General features: G+C 63.4%; 20 protein-coding genes. 6 read left to right on the top strand and 14 right to left on the bottom strand.

The window, feature by feature from the left end:
• Positions 1 to 8: 8 nt before the first annotated feature.
• From cysW to Q4G20_RS10105, 4 genes are all read right to left on the bottom strand, one after another.
• On the bottom strand, positions 9 to 881 hold the full coding sequence (gene cysW / locus Q4G20_RS10120; protein ID WP_303343323.1) for a sulfate ABC transporter permease subunit CysW: 873 nt from the start codon (positions 879 to 881) through the stop codon (positions 9 to 11).
• Entirely contained in the window at positions 874 to 1,707 is an 834-nt protein-coding gene (gene cysT, locus Q4G20_RS10115) for a sulfate ABC transporter permease subunit CysT (protein WP_303343322.1), read from the bottom strand. The genes cysW and cysT overlap by 8 nt, the downstream gene beginning before the upstream one ends.
• A 6-nt stretch (positions 1,708 to 1,713) precedes the next feature.
• Positions 1,714 to 2,694, bottom strand: coding sequence for a sulfate ABC transporter substrate-binding protein (locus Q4G20_RS10110; RefSeq protein ID WP_303343420.1), 981 nt, complete (start codon positions 2,692 to 2,694; stop codon positions 1,714 to 1,716).
• A 155-nt stretch (positions 2,695 to 2,849) separates the two neighbouring features.
• A complete protein-coding gene (locus tag Q4G20_RS10105) occupies positions 2,850 to 3,302 on the bottom strand; it encodes an Rrf2 family transcriptional regulator (protein WP_303343321.1) in 453 nt (150 codons plus the stop codon).
• A gap of 138 nt (positions 3,303 to 3,440) precedes the next feature.
• Between Q4G20_RS10105 and Q4G20_RS10100 the strand changes: the two genes are divergently transcribed.
• Genes Q4G20_RS10100 through Q4G20_RS10090 form a run of 3 tightly spaced genes read left to right on the top strand, consistent with a single transcriptional unit; the run spans position 3,441 to position 7,507 of the window.
• The gene (locus Q4G20_RS10100; RefSeq protein ID WP_303343320.1) at positions 3,441 to 5,720 is read left to right on the top strand and encodes an NADP-dependent malic enzyme; all 2,280 of its coding nucleotides are present in this window, start codon (positions 3,441 to 3,443) and stop codon (positions 5,718 to 5,720) included.
• 53 nt (positions 5,721 to 5,773) lie between these two features.
• A complete protein-coding gene (locus Q4G20_RS10095) occupies positions 5,774 to 6,697 on the top strand; it encodes an AEC family transporter (RefSeq protein WP_303343319.1) in 924 nt (307 codons plus the stop codon).
• A 12-nt stretch (positions 6,698 to 6,709) separates the two neighbouring features.
• Positions 6,710 to 7,507 (top strand): crotonase/enoyl-CoA hydratase family protein, encoded by a 798-nt coding sequence (locus Q4G20_RS10090; protein ID WP_303343318.1) that lies wholly within the window; start codon positions 6,710 to 6,712, stop codon positions 7,505 to 7,507.
• Here Q4G20_RS10090 and Q4G20_RS10085 read toward each other — a convergent pair.
• Genes Q4G20_RS10085 through dapD form a run of 4 tightly spaced genes read right to left on the bottom strand, consistent with a single transcriptional unit; the run spans position 7,494 to position 9,275 of the window.
• On the bottom strand, positions 7,494 to 7,943 hold the full coding sequence (locus Q4G20_RS10085; RefSeq protein WP_303343317.1) for a YaiI/YqxD family protein: 450 nt from the start codon (positions 7,941 to 7,943) through the stop codon (positions 7,494 to 7,496). The genes Q4G20_RS10090 and Q4G20_RS10085 overlap by 14 nt on opposite strands.
• Positions 7,940 to 8,059: a hypothetical protein gene (locus Q4G20_RS10080; protein ID WP_303343316.1), complete on the bottom strand. Its 120-nt coding sequence runs from the start codon at positions 8,057 to 8,059 to the stop codon at positions 7,940 to 7,942. Before Q4G20_RS10080 ends, Q4G20_RS10085 begins: the two co-directional genes overlap by 4 nt.
• The gene (locus Q4G20_RS10075) at positions 8,053 to 8,403 is read right to left on the bottom strand and encodes a hypothetical protein (RefSeq protein WP_303343315.1); all 351 of its coding nucleotides are present in this window, start codon (positions 8,401 to 8,403) and stop codon (positions 8,053 to 8,055) included. The genes Q4G20_RS10080 and Q4G20_RS10075 overlap by 7 nt, the downstream gene beginning before the upstream one ends.
• Positions 8,404 to 8,453: 50 nt before the next feature.
• Positions 8,454 to 9,275, bottom strand: coding sequence for a 2,3,4,5-tetrahydropyridine-2,6-dicarboxylate N-succinyltransferase (gene dapD / locus Q4G20_RS10070; protein WP_303343314.1), 822 nt, complete (start codon positions 9,273 to 9,275; stop codon positions 8,454 to 8,456).
• 90 nt (positions 9,276 to 9,365) lie between these two features.
• Here dapD and Q4G20_RS10065 point away from each other — a divergent pair, with 90 nt between their 5' ends.
• A complete protein-coding gene (locus Q4G20_RS10065; protein ID WP_303343313.1) occupies positions 9,366 to 10,187 on the top strand; it encodes an LOG family protein in 822 nt (273 codons plus the stop codon).
• Between the two features lie 43 nt (positions 10,188 to 10,230).
• Here the strand turns inward: Q4G20_RS10065 and rlmN are convergent, their stop codons facing one another.
• Positions 10,231 to 11,412, bottom strand: coding sequence for a 23S rRNA (adenine(2503)-C(2))-methyltransferase RlmN (gene rlmN, locus Q4G20_RS10060; protein WP_303343312.1), 1,182 nt, complete (start codon positions 11,410 to 11,412; stop codon positions 10,231 to 10,233).
• 140 nt (positions 11,413 to 11,552) lie between these two features.
• A complete protein-coding gene (locus Q4G20_RS10055) occupies positions 11,553 to 12,074 on the bottom strand; it encodes an invasion associated locus B family protein (protein ID WP_303343311.1) in 522 nt (173 codons plus the stop codon).
• Positions 12,075 to 12,368: 294 nt separating this feature from the next.
• Here Q4G20_RS10055 and Q4G20_RS10050 point away from each other — a divergent pair, with 294 nt between their 5' ends.
• Both Q4G20_RS10050 and Q4G20_RS10045 read left to right on the top strand, forming a co-directional pair.
• A complete protein-coding gene (locus Q4G20_RS10050) occupies positions 12,369 to 14,120 on the top strand; it encodes a type I secretion system permease/ATPase (RefSeq protein WP_303343310.1) in 1,752 nt (583 codons plus the stop codon).
• Between the two features lie 65 nt (positions 14,121 to 14,185).
• The gene (locus tag Q4G20_RS10045) at positions 14,186 to 15,493 is read left to right on the top strand and encodes an HlyD family type I secretion periplasmic adaptor subunit (RefSeq protein ID WP_303343419.1); all 1,308 of its coding nucleotides are present in this window, start codon (positions 14,186 to 14,188) and stop codon (positions 15,491 to 15,493) included.
• A 37-nt stretch (positions 15,494 to 15,530) separates the two neighbouring features.
• Here the strand turns inward: Q4G20_RS10045 and dgoD are convergent, their stop codons facing one another.
• The 4 genes from dgoD to Q4G20_RS10025 are packed head-to-tail and all read right to left on the bottom strand — an operon-like array spanning position 15,531 to position 19,372.
• On the bottom strand, positions 15,531 to 16,679 hold the full coding sequence (gene dgoD / locus Q4G20_RS10040) for a galactonate dehydratase (RefSeq protein WP_303343309.1): 1,149 nt from the start codon (positions 16,677 to 16,679) through the stop codon (positions 15,531 to 15,533).
• Positions 16,676 to 17,644, bottom strand: a complete 969-nt coding sequence (locus Q4G20_RS10035; RefSeq protein WP_303343308.1) for an aldose epimerase family protein — start codon at positions 17,642 to 17,644, stop codon at positions 16,676 to 16,678. Before Q4G20_RS10035 ends, dgoD begins: the two co-directional genes overlap by 4 nt.
• Entirely contained in the window at positions 17,637 to 18,566 is a 930-nt protein-coding gene (locus Q4G20_RS10030) for a Gfo/Idh/MocA family protein (protein WP_303343307.1), read from the bottom strand. Before Q4G20_RS10030 ends, Q4G20_RS10035 begins: the two co-directional genes overlap by 8 nt.
• Positions 18,563 to 19,372: an IclR family transcriptional regulator gene (locus tag Q4G20_RS10025; protein ID WP_303343306.1), complete on the bottom strand. Its 810-nt coding sequence runs from the start codon at positions 19,370 to 19,372 to the stop codon at positions 18,563 to 18,565. The genes Q4G20_RS10030 and Q4G20_RS10025 overlap by 4 nt, the downstream gene beginning before the upstream one ends.
• Positions 19,373 to 19,379 lie beyond the last annotated feature (7 nt).

Here is a 19,379-nt window from a genome sequence, read left to right as displayed (position 1 = left end):
TGGCCCCCTTAGTGGCGGTGATTAGCAGCCAGAGCGTCGGCGTGACGCAGTTCCAGCGCGGTTTTCAGGGTCAGGGTGATCAGCGCAAATCCGGTCAGCAAAGCCGCCATCGAAAAGGCCGCAACCGACAGATATTCGTTATACAGCATTTCGATGGTGATCGGCATGGTCGCCGTCTGGCCACGGATTTTGCCCGACACCACCGCAACCGCGCCAAATTCGCCCATGGCCCGCGCGGTGCAAAGCAGCGTGCCATACAGCAGCGCCCAGCGGATATTGGGCAGCGTCACCGTCCAGAACGTGCGCAGACCCGACGCGCCCAGCGTCAGGGCGGCTTCTTCTTCGGCGCGGCCCTGTTCGATCATCACCGGGATCAGTTCCCGCGCGACAAAGGGAAAGGTGACGAACACCGTCGCCAGCACAATCCCCGGCAGCGCGAACACGATGGGATAACCGCTGGCCACCAGCCAGCCCCCAATCGCGGAATTGGCCCCGAACAGCAACACGATGCACAGACCGGCCACCACCGGGCTGACCGAAAACGGCAGGTCGATCAGAGTGATCAGGAACGCCTTGCCCCGGAAATCGAATTTCGTGATCAGCCAAGCGGCGGCAATCCCGAACAGCGCGTTCATCGGCACAGCAATCGCGGTAATGATCAGCGTCAGGCGAATGGCCGCCTGCGCGTCGCGGTTGCCCAGACTGGCCACGGCAGCGGCCCAGCCGCGCGCCAAGGCTTCGGCAAACACCGCGATCAGCGGCGCGAACACCAGCAGCGACAGCCCGCCCACGGCCAGACCGATCAGCACCCAACGGGTGACGGCGGATTCGTCGGTGGCCGCGCGGAAACGCGGCGCTTTGTGCAGGGTGGCGTCAGACATAACCAATCCTCCGACGGGACCAGACTTGGATCAGGTTGATAATCAGCAGCATACCAAAGGAAATCACCAGCATCGCCAGACCAATCGCCCCGGCGGCGTCATAGTTGTATTCCTCAAGCTGGATAACGATCAGCAGCGGCGCGATTTCGGTGCGAAACGGGATGTTACCCGCGATAAAGATGACGGAGCCATATTCCCCAACCGCCCGCGCCAGTGCCAGCGCAAAGCCCGTCAGCGCGGCGGGCATCAGCATCGGCAGGATCACATGGCGGATCGTGTAATACCGCGACGCGCCCAGCGTGGCCGAGGCTTCTTCGACCTCGCGGTCGATTTCTTCGACCACGGGTTGCACGGTGCGCGTCACAAAGGGCAGGCCGACAAACACCAGCGCCAAGAAAATCCCCCACTGCGTATAGGCGATTTTCCAGCCGATTTGCGCGGCCCACTGCCCGAACAGCCCGTTCGGCGCATAAAGCGCGGTCAGCGCGATCCCCGCCACGGCGGTCGGCAGCGCAAAGGGCAAATCCACGGCCGCGTCAATGATCCGCCGCCCCGGAAAGCGATACCGCACCAGCACCCAGGCCAGCAGCACCCCGAACACCAGATTGAACAGCGCGGCGTAAAACGACAGGCGGAACGACAAAAACAGCGCCGCCCAGACCCGTTCGCGGTTCACGACCGCCCAGACATTGCCGGGACCATAAGACGCGCCTTGCGCCAACAACGCGCCAATCGGCAACAGCACGACCAGCGACAGCATGAACAGCGTAATCCCGGCCGATAATCCAAGGCCGGGAATCGCAGTTTTTTGAACAATTGGACGCATATAACCTCAGCGTGCGGTGTAAATCTGATCGAAAATGCCGCCATCGCCGAAATGTTCCGGCTGCACTTTGGCCCAGCCGCCCAGATCGTCGATGGTCACCAGATCCAGCGCCGGGAAACGGGCCACATCGGCGGGATCGGCGGCGCTGTCATCCCATGCGCGATAGAAATGTTTGAACGCAAGCGCCTGACCTTCGGGCGAATAGAGATAGTTCAGATACCCTTCGGCCAGTTCGCGCTGCGCGTCATTGGCGATGTTGGATTCCACCACGGCAACCGGCGGTTCGGCCAGCACGCTGACGGACGGCACCACGATGTCGAATTTATCTTCGCCCAGTTCTTTCAGCGCCAGATAGGCTTCGTTTTCCCATGCCAGCAGCACGTCACCAATGCCGCGCTGTGCAAAGGTGGTGGTCGATCCGCGCGCGGCGGTGTCCAGAACCGGCACATTTTTGAACATCTGGCCCACAAATTCGCGCGGGTCATGGCCGTTGCGTTCGGCCCAGACCCATGCGCCCAGATAATTCCACCGTGCGCCGCCGCTGGTTTTCGGGTTGGGGGTGATCACCTCGATCCCCGGTTTGACCAGATCGCCCCAGTCGTTGATCTCTTTGGGGTTCCCCTGACGCACCAGAAACACGATGGTCGAGGTATAGGGGCTGGAATTATGCGGCAGTTTGGATTGCCAATCTTCCGGCAGGCGGCCGGATTGCGCGATTCGGTCGATGTCCGATGCCAAAGCCAGCGTCACGACCTGCGCGTTCAGCCCGTCCACGACCGCGCGCGCCTGTGCGCCCGACCCGCCATGGCTGGTTTCAATGCGCGGCGCATCTTTGCCCTGCGCGGCCCAGTGTTTGGCGAAGGCGTCGTTGAAATCGCGATACAATTCGCGCGTGGGGTCATAGCTGACATTCAGCAGATTTTCCGCCTGTGCCGGCGTCAGTGCCAGAAAGCCGGCGATCAGCGCGGCAATGGGTGCGGTGGTCATACGAAACATGGTCGATCCCTTTTTCTGAACGGCAGCGTCGCTTGCCAATTACCGCAATAACGACAGAACAAGTCGTTATTGGCAACAAAAAAATTACGTCAATTTTGGTCGTGATTAGGGAATTTCGTTTTTTGCACCCGGATCAACAGAAAATATCAAATGCCAACGATCTGATTCGAAATCTGATCGGACCCCAACATATCTTCCAGCGTCAGGGATTCGATCAGCAGCAGATAGGACCAGAACACTTCGGCAAAGACTTTGCGCAGGCGGCAGGTGGCTTCGTCCGTGCAGTCTTCGCACCGCTGATAGGCGCGGCGCGACAGGCAGGGCAGCGGCGCAATGGGGCCGTCGATCAGGCGCAGCAATTCGGAAATGGACACCTCGGCCGGGGGTTTAATCAGGCTGTATCCGCCCGACCGCCCGCGAATGGATGCCACCAGCCCGGCATTGCGAATCTCCAACAGAATCTGTTCCAGAAACCGTTTCGGCGTGCCGGACCGCTGGGCAATGGTTTCGATGGTCAGGGGTTCGGGATGGTCGCGCGCGGCCTCATCCCCCAGAACCAGCAGGGCTTTCAGCGCGTATTTCATTTTCTGCGTAATCATGGCCGCGTCCGGGGGCGAAATCTTGATCGGGTTACGCAGGTATAGGGACTTTGCCCCCCCCGCGCCAGCCCCGCGAATACGGTTGAGCGTCCCCCGACCCCGCGCTAAGGATATTGCGTCAGACCGGGGGAAAACGACATGACCAATCAAAACGACCGCAAAGCCCGCATCACACCCGAAGAGGCACTGGCCTATCATATGGAGCCGCGCCCCGGTAAGTTTGATGTGGTGCCATCCACCCCCATGACCACGCAGCGCGATTTGTCGCTGGCCTATTCCCCCGGCGTCGCCGTCCCGGTCGAGGCCATCGCCGAACGTCCTGAAACCGCCTATGATTACACGACCAAGGGCAATCTGGTGGCCGTCATTTCCAACGGCACGGCCATTCTGGGACTGGGCAATCTGGGTGCCTTGGCCAGCAAACCCGTGATGGAGGGTAAGGCGGTTCTGTTCAAACGCTTTGCCGATGTGAACGCCATCGACATTGAACTGGACACCGAAGACCCCGACGCCATCATCAACGCCGTGCGTCTGATGGGGCCGACCTTCGGCGGCATTAACCTTGAGGACATCAAGGCGCCCGAATGTTTCATCATCGAACAGCGCCTGAAGGAACTGATGGACATCCCCGTGTTCCACGACGACCAGCACGGCACCGCCGTGATCTGCGCCGCCGGGTTGCTGAACGCATTGGAACTGTCCGGCAAACGGATCGAGGATGTGAAAATCGTCCTCAATGGCGCGGGGGCAGCGGGCATCGCCTGTCTGGAGCTGCTGAAAGCCATGGGCGCGCGGCACGAAAACTGCATCATGTGCGACACCAAAGGCGTGATCTATCAGGGCCGGACTGAAGGCATGAACCAATGGAAATCCGCCCATGCCGTCGTGACGGACGCCCGCAGTCTGGATGACGCGATGCGTGGCGCGGATGTGTTTCTGGGCGTGTCGGCCAAGGGCGCGGTGACGCAGGCCATGGTCGAAAGCATGGCGGAAAACCCGGTCATCTTTGCCATGGCCAACCCCGATCCCGAAATCACCCCCGAAGACGCGCACGCCGTCCGCCCCGACGCCATCGTCGCCACCGGGCGCAGCGATTACCCCAATCAGGTGAACAACGTGCTGGGCTTCCCCTATCTGTTCCGGGGTGCCTTGGACATCAACGCCCGCGCGATCAATGACGACATGAAAATCGCCTGCGCGCGCGCTTTGGCCGAACTGGCGCGCGAAGATGTGCCAGACGAAGTCGCCATAGCCTATGGCCGCAAACTGCAATTCGGGCGCGATTACATCATCCCGACGCCGTTTGATCCGCGCCTGATCCATGTGATCCCGCCCGCCGTCGCGCGTGCGGGCATGGACACCGGCGCGGCCCGTCGCCCGATCATCGACATGGACGGCTATGTCCAGTCGCTGAAAAACCGCATGGACCCGACTGCCGCCATTTTGCAGGGCATCCACGCCCGCGCGCGTCAGAAACAGGCACGCATGATCTTTGCCGAAGGCGACGATCCCCGCGTCCTGCGCGCCGCCGTCGCCTGGAGCCGTGGCGGCATGGGGCAATCGCTGGTCGTGGGCCGCGAAGACGAGGTGCGCGCCGATCTGGAAACGCTGGGTCTGGGCGACGCCTATCGGGAAATCACCGTCGTCAATTCGCACAACACGCGGCATTTGGACGCCTATCACGAATTTCTGTATCAGCGCCTGCAACGTCAGGGCGTGGATCGCGACGATGCGCTGAAACTGGCGCGGCGCGACCGTCATATCTTTGCCGCGCTGATGCTGGCGCATGGGCATGGCGACGGGCTGGTGACGGGGGCCACGAAAAAGAACGCGCCCGTTCTGGCGCAGATCGGCCATGTGTTCGATGTCCGCCCCCAAGATGACGTGGTGGGCATCACCGCCCTGCTGCACAAAGGCCGCATCGTGCTGATGGGCGACACGCTGGTTCACGAATGGCCCGAACCCGAAGATCTGGCCAATATCGCCACCCGAGGCGCCGCCGTGGCCCGTGAATTGGGTCTGGACCCGCGCGTGGCGTTCCTGTCGTTTTCGAACTTTGGCTATCCGGTCAGCGAACGCGCGTCGAAAATGGCGCAGGCCAGCCATGTTCTGGACGCGCGCGGCGCGGATTTCGAATACGAAGGCGAAATGACCGTCGATGTGGCGCTGAATATGGAGGCGGCGGCGCGCTATCCCTTCAGCCGGCTGTCGGGGCCTGCGAATGTGCTGGTGGTGCCGGCGCGTCATTCGGCGTCGATTTCGGTCAAGCTGTTGCAGGAAATGGCGGGCGCGACCGTCATCGGCCCGATCCTGACCGGCGTATCCAAGCCCATTCAGATTTGTTCGACCAATTCCACCGTCAGCGACATTCTGAACATGGCCGCGATTGCCGCCGGGGGTGTGGGATCGGCAACCTGACCGCCCGCCGACAGGTCGCGATATGAGTATTTTTGCACAGAAGAAACCGGCAGATGCTTGAGATTTTTCTGAAGACTCTGCCCTTTTTTGGGGTGATCGCGACCGGCTGGCTGGCCGCGCGGCTGCGGCTGTTCCCCGCCGAAGGTGCGGTGTGGCTGACGAAATTCGTGTTCTATTTCGCGCTGTCGGCGATGCTGTTTCGGTTCGCGGCGGGCGTGGATATTGGCGCGCTGTTTGATGCGCGATTTGTCGCGGCTTATGTGATTGGCACGATGCTGGTCTGGGCTGTGGTGATCGGCGCGGCGCGAGCGCGGGGTGCGGATATGCGTGACGCCGCGATGACCGCCCATGCCGCCATGTCCGGCAATACCGGCTTTCTGGGCGTGCCGATGTTGGTGGCGCTGCTGGGACCGGCGGCGGCGGGGCCGGTGCTGTTGGTGCTGACCATCGATATGGTGGTCTTTGCCACGTTTTTCACATTGATCATTAATGCGCTGCGTCATGGCGGGTTGCGCCTGTCCGCCATGGGTCCGGTGCTGCGCGGCGTGGCGTCTAACCCGATGGTTTTGTCCATGGGCGCGGGGCTGATCTGGGGCGCGGCGGATGTGCCGATGCCCGCCCCCGCGGCCGAGTTTCTGGCCCTGCTGGGTGCCGCCGCCACCCCCGGCGCGTTGTTTGCCATTGGCGCGGGGCTGGCCGGGCGGCGGATTGAAAACCTGCCCTCGGCCGCCGCAATATCGGGGGCGAAACTGGCGCTGCATCCGCTGGCGGTTGGGGGCTTGGCCTTGGCGTTTGGGGTTGAACCCTTTGCCGCCGGTGTCATGATCGTGGCGGCGGCGCTGCCTGTGGCCGGGAATGTCTATATGCTGGCGCAGTTTTTCGGCATCGGCCAGCAGCGCGTTTCAGCGGCGATCCTGATTTCGACCGCGCTTAGTATTCTGACCATCCCGCTGGTGATGGTCCTGATCGGCATCTAAAGGGGGAAAACCATGCGCAGCATCGACGATCTGAACCTGACCAATCTGTTGCTGGATGTGGACGCGGACGGCATCGCCACCGTCACGCTGAACCGGCCCGACAAACGCAACGCACTGGATTTGGCGACGATTGACGAATTGGTGGATGTGTTCACCACCCTGCCCCGCGCCGGGATCCGCGCCGCGATTTTGCAGGCCAAGGGCGATCATTTTTGCGCCGGTCTGGATTTGGTCGAACATCACCGCGAAAACCGGTCGGCCAGCGATTTTATGCAGGTCTGCCTGCGCTGGCACGAAGCGTTTAACAAAATGGAATATGGCGGCGTTCCCGTCATCGCCGTGTTGCAGGGCGCGGTCGTAGGCGGCGGTCTGGAACTGGCATCCGCCGCGCATATTCGCGTGGCGGGGCCGGACACCTATTTTGGCCTGCCCAAAGGGCAGCGCGGCTTGTTCACCGGCGGCGGCGCGACGATCCGCGTGGCCGATCTGATCGGCAAAGCGCGGATGATCGACATGATGCTGTCGGGGCGTCTCTATCGCGGGGACGAGGCCGTGAATGTCGGCCTGTGTCAGTATCTGGTCGATGACCCGGCGGCCAAAGCGTGGGACATCGCCCGCGCCGCAGCAGCGAACCCGCCTCTGTCCAATTTCGCGATTTGCAGCGCCATCAGCCATATGCAGAATATGAGCGCGCTTGACGCCGCCTATGCCGAATCGGTGGTCGCGGGGGTGGTGAACACGCAGGACGCCGCGCGCGAACGGCTGGCGGCCTTTGCGGGCGGTCGGGCGGCGAAGATCAAGCCCGACTGACCGCGCCCAGCACACGATCCAGCGATTGCAGAAACCGCGCCCGGTCGGCGCGGGAAAAGGCCGCGCCTCCGCCCTGATGGAATGGGTTTGCGGCGCGGATGTCGGCCATCAGGTCGCGCGTGGCCAGACGCGGGCCGATATTGGCCGCCGTCAGCACCTGCCCGTCATGCTGGATCACCGCCGCCCCGGCCTTCAGGCAGCGATCGGCCAGCGGCAAATCCGCCGTCACGACGACATCGCCCGGACCGCAGCGTTCCGCGATCCACATATCGGCCACGTCCGGGCCACTGGCCACGATCTGCACCGTCACCAGCGGATTTTCCGACAGGCGCAGCCCGCCATTGCACACCAACACCATCGGCACCCGCAGCCGCGTGGCGACCCGTTCACATTCACCCTTCACCGGGCAGGCGTCGGCGTCGATATACAGCGTCATTGCTGTTCCCTCAGATAATCGCGGAACATGGGCAACAGCACCTGCCACCAGTCGAAACTGTCTTCCAGATTGCGGCGCGTGGTGCCATGATCCAGATTAATGTCCATCATCAACACCGGGTCGCCGTCCCCGTCCAGACAGGCGCGGGCAAACCGCTTTTCCCGGTTCCAAGTGTCAGATGATCAGCGGTGATGTCACCGACATTGGTCCAATAGGTATAAAACTGCACCGCTTTGCAATCGCGGTTTTCCGTGCAGTTATTGAAGAACAAGATATAGGGGATGCCATCAATCCGGCCCTCGATTTTGGGATCGCCGATAGCGTCCACCCCCAACCGGGCCGAGCCGAAGCCTCGCATCAGGTTCAGGATCACGTCCGGGTCGGTCGCGTCCACAATGTCCTGCGCCACAGCCGCCACCGGCGCGGCCAAACAGGCGATCCGTCCCAGTCGTCGCAGCATCGCATCCCCCATATGAAAAACGCCCGCCCCAAAGGGCAGGCGCATCCGCATCAATCGCGCAGCAATTCGTTGACGGATGTTTTCGACCGCGTTTTTGCGTCCACCCGTTTCACGATGACGGCACAATACAGGCTGACGCCGTTTTTCGACGGCATCGACCCCGACACGACGACGGACCCGGCGGGAACTTCGCCATACATCACCTGCCCGGTGTCGCGGTCCACGATTTTCGTCGATTGGCCGATGTAAACGCCCATGCCCAGAACCGAGCCTTCGCGGATGATGCAGCCCTCGACCACCTCGGACCGGGCGCCGATGAAGCAGTTATCTTCGATGATGGTGGGGCCAGCTTGCAGCGGTTCCAGCACGCCGCCAATACCGACGCCGCCCGACAGATGGACGTTGCGCCCGATTTGCGCGCAGGAACCGACCGTGGCCCAGGTGTCCACCATCGTGCCTTCGCCGACATGCGCGCCAAGGTTGACGAATGACGGCATCAGCACCGCGCCCTTGGCGATATAGGCGCTGCGGCGCACAATCGCGCCCGGCACCGCGCGGAACCCGGCTGCGCGCCAATCGGCATCGGACCAGCCCTTAAACTTGCTGTCCACTTTGTCCCACCAGTTGCTGCCTTGGGGACCGCCGGACATTTCCTCCATGTCGTTCAGGCGGAACGACAGCAGCACGGCCTTTTTCGCCCACTGGTTCACATGCCAGTCATCGCCGCGCTTTTCGGCCACGCGCAGGGTGCCGCTGTCCAATTGGCGCAGGGTTTCGTCCACGGCATCGCGCACCGGGCCGGTGGTGGCCGATGTGATGTCGTCGCGGGCATCCCATGCGGATTCGATGGCGGATTCAAGATCGGTGGTCATTGGGGTATTTCCTTCGCGGGTGGCATCTGTTCCCCTGTGGCTATAAGCATCAGGCAAAGCCCGCGCAATCCGCAGCAACAAGGACCGCCCATGACCGACATCTCCGAGGACGACCGCGCCCACACCTTCCCCCACAGCGACGAAGACGCCGCCCGCGCCGATCGCACCCCCGACACGCCCCAGACCCGCGCGCCCGCCTATCGTCTGGCCTATACCGACCGCGAATTTCTGACGCGCCCGGAATTGCGCCCGGTGCGGTTGCAGCTGGAATTGCTGAAACCGCAGATGCTGATGGATGAACGCGGCATTGAATCCACCGTCGTGATGTTCGGCGGCGCGCGCATCCCGTCGCCCGATCAGGCGCATACCGCGCGCACCCCCACCATGGCCGCGCTGTCGAAATATTACGACGAGGCCCGCGCATTCGCCCGCCTGATGACGCAGCGCAGCCTGACCACGGGCGGGCGCGATTACGTCATCTGCACCGGCGGCGGCCCCGGCGTGATGGAGGCCGGCAATCGCGGCGCCGTCGATGCGGGCGGCGATTCCATCGGTCTGGGCATTGTGCTGCCGCATGAACAGGCACCGAACGAATATGTCACGCCGGATTTGTCGTTCAATTTCCACTACTTCGCCGTGCGGAAAATGCATTTCCTGATGCGCGCGCGGGCGATCACGGTGTTTCCGGGCGGCTTTGGCACGCTGGACGAATTGTTTGAAACGCTGACCCTGATTCAGACCCGCCGCATGGCGCGCATCCCGATTTTGCTGTTTGGCCGCGAATTCTGGGACAGCATCCTGAACTGGGACGCCTTGGCCGAAACCGGCACCATCAGCCCCGAAGATCTGGACCTGTTCACATATGTCGAAACCGCGGATCAGGCGGTGCAGGTGATCGACGACTGGACGTAACGAAAACCCCCGCAGCGGGCGCGACCGGCTGCGGGGGGTTTCGTTACTGCTGCGCCGCCTCAGCCGCGATCTGGGCGGCGGTTTTGCGCCCGCGTTCGGTCGCGGATTTCAACTGACCACAGGCCGCCATAATGTCTTCGCCGCGCGGGGTGCGAATGGGGCTGGCGTAACCGGCCTTATAGATGATGTCGGCAAACGCCTCGATCCGTTCCCAGCTGGACCGCTTATAGGGCGCGCCGGGCCATTCATTGAACGGGATCAGGTTGATTTTCGCCGGAATCCCCGCGATCAATTTGACCAGACGCCGCGCATCCGCATCGCTGTCATTCACCCCGTCCAGCATCACATATTCAAAGGTGATCCGTTCGCTGTTCGACAAACGCGGATAATCCCGCAGCGCGTTCAGCAAGGTTTCAATATTCCAGCGTTTGTTGATCGGCACCAACTGATCGCGCACCGGATCGGTGGTGGCGTGGAACGACACGGCCAGCAGACAGCCGATTTCCTCGGCCGTGCGGGCGATTTCGGGAACCACGCCGCTGGTGGACAAAGTGATGCGGCGCCGCGACAGCGACAGCCCTTCGCCATCCATCACCACCTGCATCGCATCGCGCACATTGTCGAAATTATACAGCGGCTCACCCATGCCCATCAGCACCAGATTGCTGACCAGACGGGTTTCATCCTTGGGCGCACCGGGTTGCGGCCATTCGCCCAGATCATCGCGCGCCAGCATCAACTGACCGACGATTTCCCCCGCCGTCAGGTTGCGCACCAGTTTCTGCGTGCCGGTGTGACAGAACGAACAGGTCAGCGTGCAGCCCACCTGACTGGAGACACACAACGTCCCGCGCCCTTCTTCGGGGATGTAAACGGTTTCGACCTCATGCCCGCCAGCGATGCGCAGCAGATATTTGCGCGTGCCATCGGCGCTGACCTGACGAGTCACGACCTCGGGCAAGGCAATATCAAACCGTTCGGCCAGCAGCGCGCGGTAATCCTTGGCCAGATTGGTCATCTCGGCAAAATCGCGCACGCCCCAGTGATACACCCACTGCCACACTTGGCCGACCCGCATTTTGGCCTGCTTTTCAGGCGTCCCCGCCTCGATCAACGCGGCGCGCAACTGGTCCCGCGTCAGGCCAACGATATTCACGCGGCCCGTGTCGGGCAGCTTGCGGGGGATGGTCATAACATCCTGAGTAATCGGGGCAGACATGGGCATACCAGTATTTTGGGCGGAAAGACCCATAAATATGCGAAACGGGGCCGAAAATCAACGGCCCCTGCTTCTTCTGTGCGGAAATATCCCGTCGAACGCCCGCCCCCGTGGGGCGGGCTGGTGGGGGGCTGGCCCCCGGCGCGTTACTGACAGCGCGACCGCGCGGTGTTGGTCGCCGCCGTGATCCCCATCAGGCTGAACGTGTCTTTCGTCGTGGTTCCGCGCGCCGAACGACCGGTCACAACCACGGTTGACCCCGCCCGCAGCGCCCCGATCAACGCCTGATCGTCGGACGGGCTGCCGGTCCACGCGCTTTCGCCTTCGGTGAACAGGTTGAATTTGCGCCCGCCCACGTCAACCTCGACCGTTGAATCGGGGGCAAAGGGATAACCGCCGGTAAACGACACTTCGCCATTCTGACCGGGGCGATAGGCGACATACAAACGAATGTCCCCGCGCGACACCTCGACCGGCTGCCCGCCGCGGGTGTTCTGGCTGGACCGAGGCGGCGACACCGCCCAACATTCACGCGGATTATCCGCCGCGAAAACCGTCCAGGCGTCATTCGTCGCGACAACATTGGTCGATTCCTGCGCCATCGCCGTGCCGATCCCGGCGATCAGAACCAAACCCGCGCCCATGCCGCGCAGCGTGGTGGTAAACATGCTCTGGCCTCCTGCCATTCATTTCGCCGCTTTGCCCGGCGTTGTTCCCGATTGCTGTGGTCTTTTCAACCATCTGCCCGCAGGATAGCGAAAAATGCCGCGCGCAAAAGACCCAAGGGCCGAAAATCGCGCGATTGTCAGGGGAAAAACCGCAATTTTCGCGCAAACCACCCCAAACGGACCGCATAGCCACAGCGGAACTTTTTTTTGTCTGGGGTAAGGCTCTGATAACTTTTGCGTGCTAAGGCATGGTCCAGAACCGCAGACAGACCGACGACAAAACAGGGCAAAGGCATGACCAAGGGCAGATTTCCAAACGCAGGCGACGCCGAATTGCGACGGGCGCGCGCCACCGGATGGCGGTTATTCGCCGCCGTGGCGGTCTTTTCGGTCGCGGTGAACCTGCTGATGCTGACCGGCCCGCTGTTCATGTTACAGGTCTATGACCGCATTCTGGCGTCTCAGTCCGAAGAAACGCTGGCCGCGATGTTCGCTTTGGTCGTGTTTTTGTTTCTGCTGATGGGGATTGTCGATCTGGCCCGGTCGCGCGTGATGCAGCGCGTCGCCGCCCGTTTTCAGGACCAGATGGAGGGACGCGTCTTCACCGCCGCCTTGGCCGAAGGCGCGGTGCGCGGCGACGAATCAGCCGCCGCCGCCAGCGGGATGCGCGATCTGGACAGCGTGCAGCGGATGATCGGATCGCCGGTGATGCTGGCCTTCTTCGACCTGCCATGGGTGCCGATTTTTCTGGGCGCGGTGTTTATGTTCCACCCGTTACTGGGGGTCGTCGCGCTGATCGGCGGGATTATTCTGGTCTTTGCCACGCTGATCAACCGCTGGATGACCAAACAGCCGCTGCAACGCGCCGCGATGTCCTCGGCGCAGGCGCAGCGGATGGCCGACCTCTATCGCGACGAAGGCGAGGTGATCGGCGCCCTGGGCATGCGCGGCGCGACCTATACCCGCTGGCGCAAAGCACGCGAAGACGCGCAGGTCCACAGCGTGCGCGGCGCGGATGTGTCGCAGGGCTTTACCGTCTTTTCCAAAACCTTTCGCCTGTTTTTGCAAAGCGCGATGCTGGCCGCCGGCGCGTGGCTGGTGTTGCAGCATGAACTGACGCCGGGTGCGATGATTGCGGGGTCGATCCTGATGGGGCGCGCGCTTGCCCCTGTGGATCAGCTGGTGGGCGGCTGGCCCGCCGTGCAGGCCGCGCAAGACGGCTGGGCGCGTCTGGCGAACCTGCTGTCGCGGCACGCGCCGGATCAGGAACGCACCAACCTGCCCCGCCCCGATGCCCGGATCGAGGTGAACCAGCTATCCGTTGCCCCTCCGGGCAGCGCCTCGGCCACACTTCGCGGCCTGTCCTTTGCGGTGGGTCCGGGTCAGGCGGTCGGCGTCATCGGCCCGTCGGGTGCCGGGAAGTCCACGCTGGCGCGCGCGCTGATTGGCGCATGGCCTGCGGCTGCGGGTCACATCCGTCTGGGCGGGGCGACGCTGGACCAATACCACCCCGATGTTCTGGGAACGCTGATCGGCTATCTGCCGCAACAGGTCACGCTGTTCGACGGCACGATTGCCGAAAACATCGCCCGCCTGTCGCCCAGACCCGACCCCGCCCGCGTGGTCGCCGCCGCACAGGCCGCCGCTGCGCATCAGATGATTCTGGACCTGCCACAGGGCTATGACACCCATATCAGCCAGACCGGAGGCCGCCTCTCGGGCGGTCAGATTCAGCGCATCGGTCTGGCGCGGGCGCTCTATACCGATCCGGTCTTGCTGGTCCTGGACGAACCCAATTCCAACCTTGATAATCAGGGGTCCGAGGCGCTGAATCACGCCATCCGCCGCATCAAAGCGCAAGGCGGCGTCGTGGTGATCATGGCGCACCGCCCGGCGGCCATTGGCGAATGTGAATTGCTGCTGGTGATGGATCAGGGGATGCGTCGCGCCTTTGGCCCGCGCGATCAGGTGCTGCAGGGAACGGTGCAGAATTCAGCCCAGATCAAAAAGGCCCAGGAAACCGGTCGCAGCGGAGGCGTGGCATGACCCAAAACACCCCAAACCCGCAACCGACGCCCCAACATCATGCCGCGCCGATGGCCCCGACCCCGATCGCTCCGCCCGACCCGAATCGCTGGTCAGTGCGCGGCTCGCTGTTGCTGGGCGGGATCGGGATCGCGGTGCTGTTGGGCGGCTTTGGCGTCTGGTCCACGCAGGCCCGCATTCAGGGCGCCGTCGTCGCCAGCGGTCAGGTCGAAGTCGAACAGCATCGCCAGATCGTCCAGCATCCCGATGGCGGTGTCGTGCTGGACATCGCCGCCACCGAAGGTCAGGCGGTGCAGGCCGGTGATCTGCTGATCGCTTTGGATGGCACGCTTTTGCGCACCGAACACACCATCGTCGAAAGCCAGTATTTCGAAATTCTGGCCCGCCGCGGCCGGCTGGAGGCGGAACGCGCCGACAGCAGCTCGATTGATTTTCCCGACGAGCTGGACGCCGCCGCAGGCACATCGGTGGCGGTCGAAAATCTGGTCGCGGGCCAGCAAAGCCTGTTTGAAACCCGCCGCGACACGCTGCGGCAATCGCTGGAACAGCTGGGCAAGCAGCACGAACAGATCACCGCACAAATCAGCGGCATCGACGCGCAAACCGCCGCATTGGAAACGCAGCGCGGCCTGATCGCCGAAGAACTGCGCGACCAGCAAAGCCTGCGCGATCGCGGGTTGGCGCAGGCGTCGCGCGTGCTTAGCCTGCAACGCGAAGCCGCGCGTCTGGATGGCACGCTGGGCGAATTGCAGGCCAACCGCGCGGCGGCGGAAACGCGGCAAACCGAACTGGACATTCTGCGCCTGCGCTTAGCGTCGGAACGGCGCGAACAGGCGGAAACCGAATTGCGCGATCTGGGCTTTCGCGAACTGGAACTGGCCGAACGCCGCCGCAGTCTGATCGAACAGATCGACCGGCTGGACATCCGCGCGCCGGTGTCGGGGGTGGTGTATAACACGCAGGTCACAACGCCGCGTTCGGTCATTCGTCCCGCCGAACCGCTGTTGTATCTGATCCCGCAGGATCGCCCGCTGATTATCGGCGCGCGTCTGGCCACGATCAATATCGACGAAGTCCAGATCGGCCAGCGGGTCGCGCTGCGATTTTCGGCCTTTTCGTCGCGCACGACGCCGGAAATTTACGGCCAGATCGACCGCGTATCCGCCGATGCCCTGCTGGATGAGATGACGCGGATGCCCTATTACCGGACCGAAGTCACGATCTTGCCGGATGAATTGGAAAAGCTGGGCGATCTGGCCCTGATCCCCGGTATGCCGGTCGAGGTGTTCATCCAGACCGGCGAACGCAGCCCGATGGCCTATCTGGTCAAACCGCTGGCGGATTATTTCAACCGCGCCTTTCGCGAAGATTGACCGGGGATGGTGGCGCGCGCCACCACCCCCAACCGCGTTACCATTCGGCAAAACTGCCATCCGCGTGACGCCAGACCGGGTTGCGCCAACGGTGGCCTTCTTGGGCGGCGGCGCGAACGCGGTCTTCGTTGACGTCAATCCCCAGACCGGGGCCTTGGGGGATGGCCACAAACCCGTCGCGATATTCAAACACGCTGCGGTCGGTCAGGTAATCCAACAGATCGGACCCCTGATTATAGTGAATCCCCAGCGATTGTTCCTGAATGAACGCGTTGTAACACACCGCATCCAGTTGCAGATTCGCCGCCAGTGCAATCGGACCCAGCGGGCAATGCAGCGCCAGTGCCACGTCATGCGATTCGGCCATGGCGGCGATGCGATAGGTTTCGGTAATCCCGCCCGCATGGCTGGGGTCGGGCTGAATGATGTCCACATAGCCCCCTGTCAGAATGTCGCGGAAATCCCAGCGGGTATACAACCGTTCGCCCAGCGCAATCGGGGTCGAACAGTGGTTGGCGATTTCGCGCAACGCATCCGCATGTTCGGACAGCACCGGTTCTTCGATGAACATCAGGCGGAAGTGGTCCAGCTCGCGCGCCAGCACCTTGGCCATCGGGCGATGCACCCGCCCGTGAAAGTCGATGCCGATGCCGAAATCCGGCCCCATTTCATCGCGGATCGCCTGAACGCGCTCCAGAACCGCGTCCACCTTGGCGTGGCTGTCGATGAATTGCAGTTCCTCGGTCCCGTTCATTTTCACGGCAGTAAAGCCGCGATCGGCGCAGTCGCGGGCCATACGGGCGGTGTCGCCCGGACGGTCTCCGCCGATCCAGCTGTAAACGCGGATGCGGTCGCGTTGCTGCCCGCCCAGCAGGGAATGAACCGGCACGCCCAAAGCTTTGCCCTTGATGTCCCACAGCGCCTGATCAATGCCCGCAATCGCGGACATATGCACGCCGCCGCCGCGGTAAAACCCGCCGCGATACATCACCGTCCAGTGATCCTGGATCAGCCCCGGATCGCGGCCAATCAGGTAATCGGCCAGCTCATCGACCATGGCGGCGACGGTGGCGGCGCGGCCCTCCAGCACGGGTTCGCCCCAGCCGGAAATCCCTTCATCCGTGCTGATTTTGACGAAACACCAGCGAGGCGGGACGATAAAGGTTTCAACAGCGGTGATTTTCATGGGCGGATTCCAGTGAATGACAGGCGGGTCAGGTGGCGATATTCCGCGCCGGGGCGCAGGATCGAGTCGGGGAAATCAGGCCGGTTCGGCGCATTGGGCCACAGATGCGGTTCCAGACAGATGGCGCCGTGCGGGTCCAGCCGTCCGCCTTTGGGGCGGTTCGCGGTATAGACGTTCAGGATCGGCTGGTTCGTTTCCACCAGCATCGACCGCCCGCTGGCCGGGTCAGTCAGACGCGCGACGGGGCGCAGATCGGTGATCTGATCGGCCAGCCAGAATGCGTGATCCAAGCCCCCCAGAAACGCCAGATCGGGATGGGCAATCACCGGCCCCAATTCGCGCGGGCTGCGGAAATCCAGCGGGGTTCCCTCGACGGGTTCGGGGTTGGTCGAGGCGATGAAATCCGCATCCGGCGTCAGCGCGCGGTCGGTCATCACGGTCAACTGATGCCCGCCAATGGGACCGCCGCCCGCCAAGTTAAAAAAGGCGTGGTTGGTCAGCGACACCGGGCAGGGCCGCGTCACCGTCACGCGGTAATCCATAATCAGCGCGTCCGCTTTGATGGCATAACGCGCGGTGACCTCGGCCCGGCCCGGAAAGCCCTGATCGCCGTCATCGCTGATCAGCCGCAGGGTGACGGCATCGGCGGTCCTGTCCACCACATCCCAGACACGGCGGTCAAAGCCGTCCGGGCCGCCATGCTGGCTGTGACCCGTGGGGTTCGGGGTCAGCGCCACCGTTTCGCCGGTGTCGGGGTCGGGATAGGTCGCCCCCGGCAGCCGCCCGGCCCAGCGGCCCACAATCGTGCCGCGATAGCTGCGAATATCGGCATGATCGGCCGGATCAGGCAGCCCCGCCAGAACATCGGTGCCGTCCGGCAGATGCAGCGCGTGAACTGTCGCGCCAAAGGGCAGGATAACCGCCGACAGCCCGCCGGGTTGCGCGATTGCTATGGTCTCAGTCATAAAAAGCATCCGTTTCGTGGGTGGTGCCGGTCAGAAACGCATCCGCGACCAACCGCATCGGCGACAGGTCCACATCGCTGCGCCCCGCCGCAATCAAATCCCGGAACCGCGCGTAAAGTCGCGCATATTCGCGATTTTCGCCCGCCTGATCGACGCCGTCCGCGACAAACCGCGCCCCGCCCTGATCCAGTAACGCCGTGGACCCGTCCCGCGCGGTCAGGGCGATCTGCCAGAATTCGTCCCCGGTTTCGCGCCAGTCGAATTGCGCCGAAATCGCGGTATCGCCCGCCTGCATGTCCAGATCGGCGGCAATGGGGGTCGCGCGCCCCTGCGGCACGGTCAGATCGGCACGGCGCAGCACCACGCCGGGGACCAGATCGGTCAGGATCGACAGCGCGTTGATGCCCGGATCAAACACGCCCAATCCGCCCGGCTGCCAGATCCAGTCCTGGCCGGGATGCCATTTGCGGACATCTTCGCGCCATGTGATGCGGATCCCGGCCAGATCGCGCGCGGCGATCCAGTCGCGCGCCGCATCCACCCCCGCCGCCATGCGCGAATGCCATGTCGCAAAGACCGTCAGCCCGCGCGCCGCCGCCAGATCGGTCAGCGCGTCGATTTCGGACAGAGTCGCTCCGGGCGGTTTTTCCAGCATCAGATGCCGCCCCGCATCCAGCACCGCGCGCGCCTGATCGAACCGCCCCTGCGGCGGCGTGGCCAGCGACACGGCGGTCACATCGGGGCGCGCATCCAGCAACGCGGCGATGTTGGGATAGGACGCGACGCCGTCCAGCACCGCATTGCGGCTGGCAATCGCGGTCAGCGTGACCCCATCCGTCGCCTCAATCGCGGGCAGATGCTGGGCGCGCGCAATAACGCCCAACCCCACCAAGGCAAGGTTTATGTCGGGGGAGGGGTTCATCTCAGGCTCCTTGGGTCAGGTTGCGGCATTTCGGGAAACCGCCATGTCGCGGCAAGGTCGGCAATATCGCGGGCGGCGTCCATCACCACGGGCGCCAGCGGGATCAGCGCCGCGGCGTCATCGCCCTGCGCCGTCACGGACACCGCGCCAATCACCCGCCCCTGCCCCGACCGGATCGGCGCGGCCAGACAGATGATGCCGGGTTCATGTTCCTGCTGATCGACCGCAAACCCCCGCGCGCGCACCCGCGCCAGATCAGCGCGCAGCGCGTCAGGCGTGGTCAAAGTCTGCGGCGTGTGGGGAAAAAACGCCTGTTGCGCCATGGCCTGCGCCTGCGCATCATCGGGCAAAAAGGCCAGCATCGCCTTGCCCACTCCGGTGCAATAGGCCGGGCCGATCTTGCCCGATTGCGCAAACATATCAACGGGCTGCGCGGCGTTGCGTTTATCGACATAGATCACCGCGCCATAATCCAGCTGCGCCAGATGGACGGTGTGGCCCGTGTCCCATGCCAGTTGGTCCAGCACCCGGCACGCAATCGGCGCAAGGCTGGACTGCGCCCAAGCGGCATGGGCCAGACGCACCAGCCGCAGCCCCGGCGCATAGGTCTGGCGGTCCGCGTCAAAGGTCAGCATCCCCTGATTCGTCAGGCTGTGCAGAAAGCGGTGCAGCGTCGCCTTGGGCAAATCCGCGCGGGCCAGCAATTCGGAAAACCGCACGGGCCGGCCAAAATCGGCGACCAGATCCAGCACCGACAGCGCACGGCCGACGGTCCCATCCTGATTGTCGCGTCTGGCGATCGTCACGGCTGCC

It is taken from the genome of Paracoccus sp. (in: a-proteobacteria) (assembly GCF_030538495.1).
Classification (GTDB): domain Bacteria; phylum Pseudomonadota; class Alphaproteobacteria; order Rhodobacterales; family Rhodobacteraceae; genus Paracoccus.
Note: the sequence above shows the minus strand (reverse complement) of the source record. Positions and strands in the feature narration are given on the sequence as shown.

Coding starts and splice junctions, on each gene's coding strand:
- Q4G20_RS10085 (WP_303343317.1), bottom strand. CDS start 7,943: ATGACGCTGTATATCGACGCCGACGCCTGCCCGGTGAAGGGTGAATGT.
- Q4G20_RS10100 (WP_303343320.1), top strand. CDS start 3,441: ATGACCAATCAAAACGACCGCAAAGCCCGCATCACACCCGAAGAGGCA.
- dgoD (WP_303343309.1), bottom strand. CDS start 16,679: ATGAAAATCACCGCTGTTGAAACCTTTATCGTCCCGCCTCGCTGGTGT.
- Q4G20_RS10035 (WP_303343308.1), bottom strand. CDS start 17,644: ATGACTGAGACCATAGCAATCGCGCAACCCGGCGGGCTGTCGGCGGTT.
- Q4G20_RS10110 (WP_303343420.1), bottom strand. CDS start 2,694: ATGACCACCGCACCCATTGCCGCGCTGATCGCCGGCTTTCTGGCACTG.
- rlmN (WP_303343312.1), bottom strand. CDS start 11,412: ATGCCCATGTCTGCCCCGATTACTCAGGATGTTATGACCATCCCCCGC.
- Q4G20_RS10055 (WP_303343311.1), bottom strand. CDS start 12,074: ATGTTTACCACCACGCTGCGCGGCATGGGCGCGGGTTTGGTTCTGATC.
- Q4G20_RS10095 (WP_303343319.1), top strand. CDS start 5,774: ATGCTTGAGATTTTTCTGAAGACTCTGCCCTTTTTTGGGGTGATCGCG.
- Q4G20_RS10030 (WP_303343307.1), bottom strand. CDS start 18,566: ATGAACCCCTCCCCCGACATAAACCTTGCCTTGGTGGGGTTGGGCGTT.
- Q4G20_RS10075 (WP_303343315.1), bottom strand. CDS start 8,403: ATGCTGCGACGACTGGGACGGATCGCCTGTTTGGCCGCGCCGGTGGCG.
- Q4G20_RS10065 (WP_303343313.1), top strand. CDS start 9,366: ATGACCGACATCTCCGAGGACGACCGCGCCCACACCTTCCCCCACAGC.
- cysW (WP_303343323.1), bottom strand. CDS start 881: ATGTCTGACGCCACCCTGCACAAAGCGCCGCGTTTCCGCGCGGCCACC.
- cysT (WP_303343322.1), bottom strand. CDS start 1,707: ATGCGTCCAATTGTTCAAAAAACTGCGATTCCCGGCCTTGGATTATCG.
- Q4G20_RS10105 (WP_303343321.1), bottom strand. CDS start 3,302: ATGATTACGCAGAAAATGAAATACGCGCTGAAAGCCCTGCTGGTTCTG.
- dapD (WP_303343314.1), bottom strand. CDS start 9,275: ATGACCACCGATCTTGAATCCGCCATCGAATCCGCATGGGATGCCCGC.
- Q4G20_RS10090 (WP_303343318.1), top strand. CDS start 6,710: ATGCGCAGCATCGACGATCTGAACCTGACCAATCTGTTGCTGGATGTG.
- Q4G20_RS10050 (WP_303343310.1), top strand. CDS start 12,369: ATGACCAAGGGCAGATTTCCAAACGCAGGCGACGCCGAATTGCGACGG.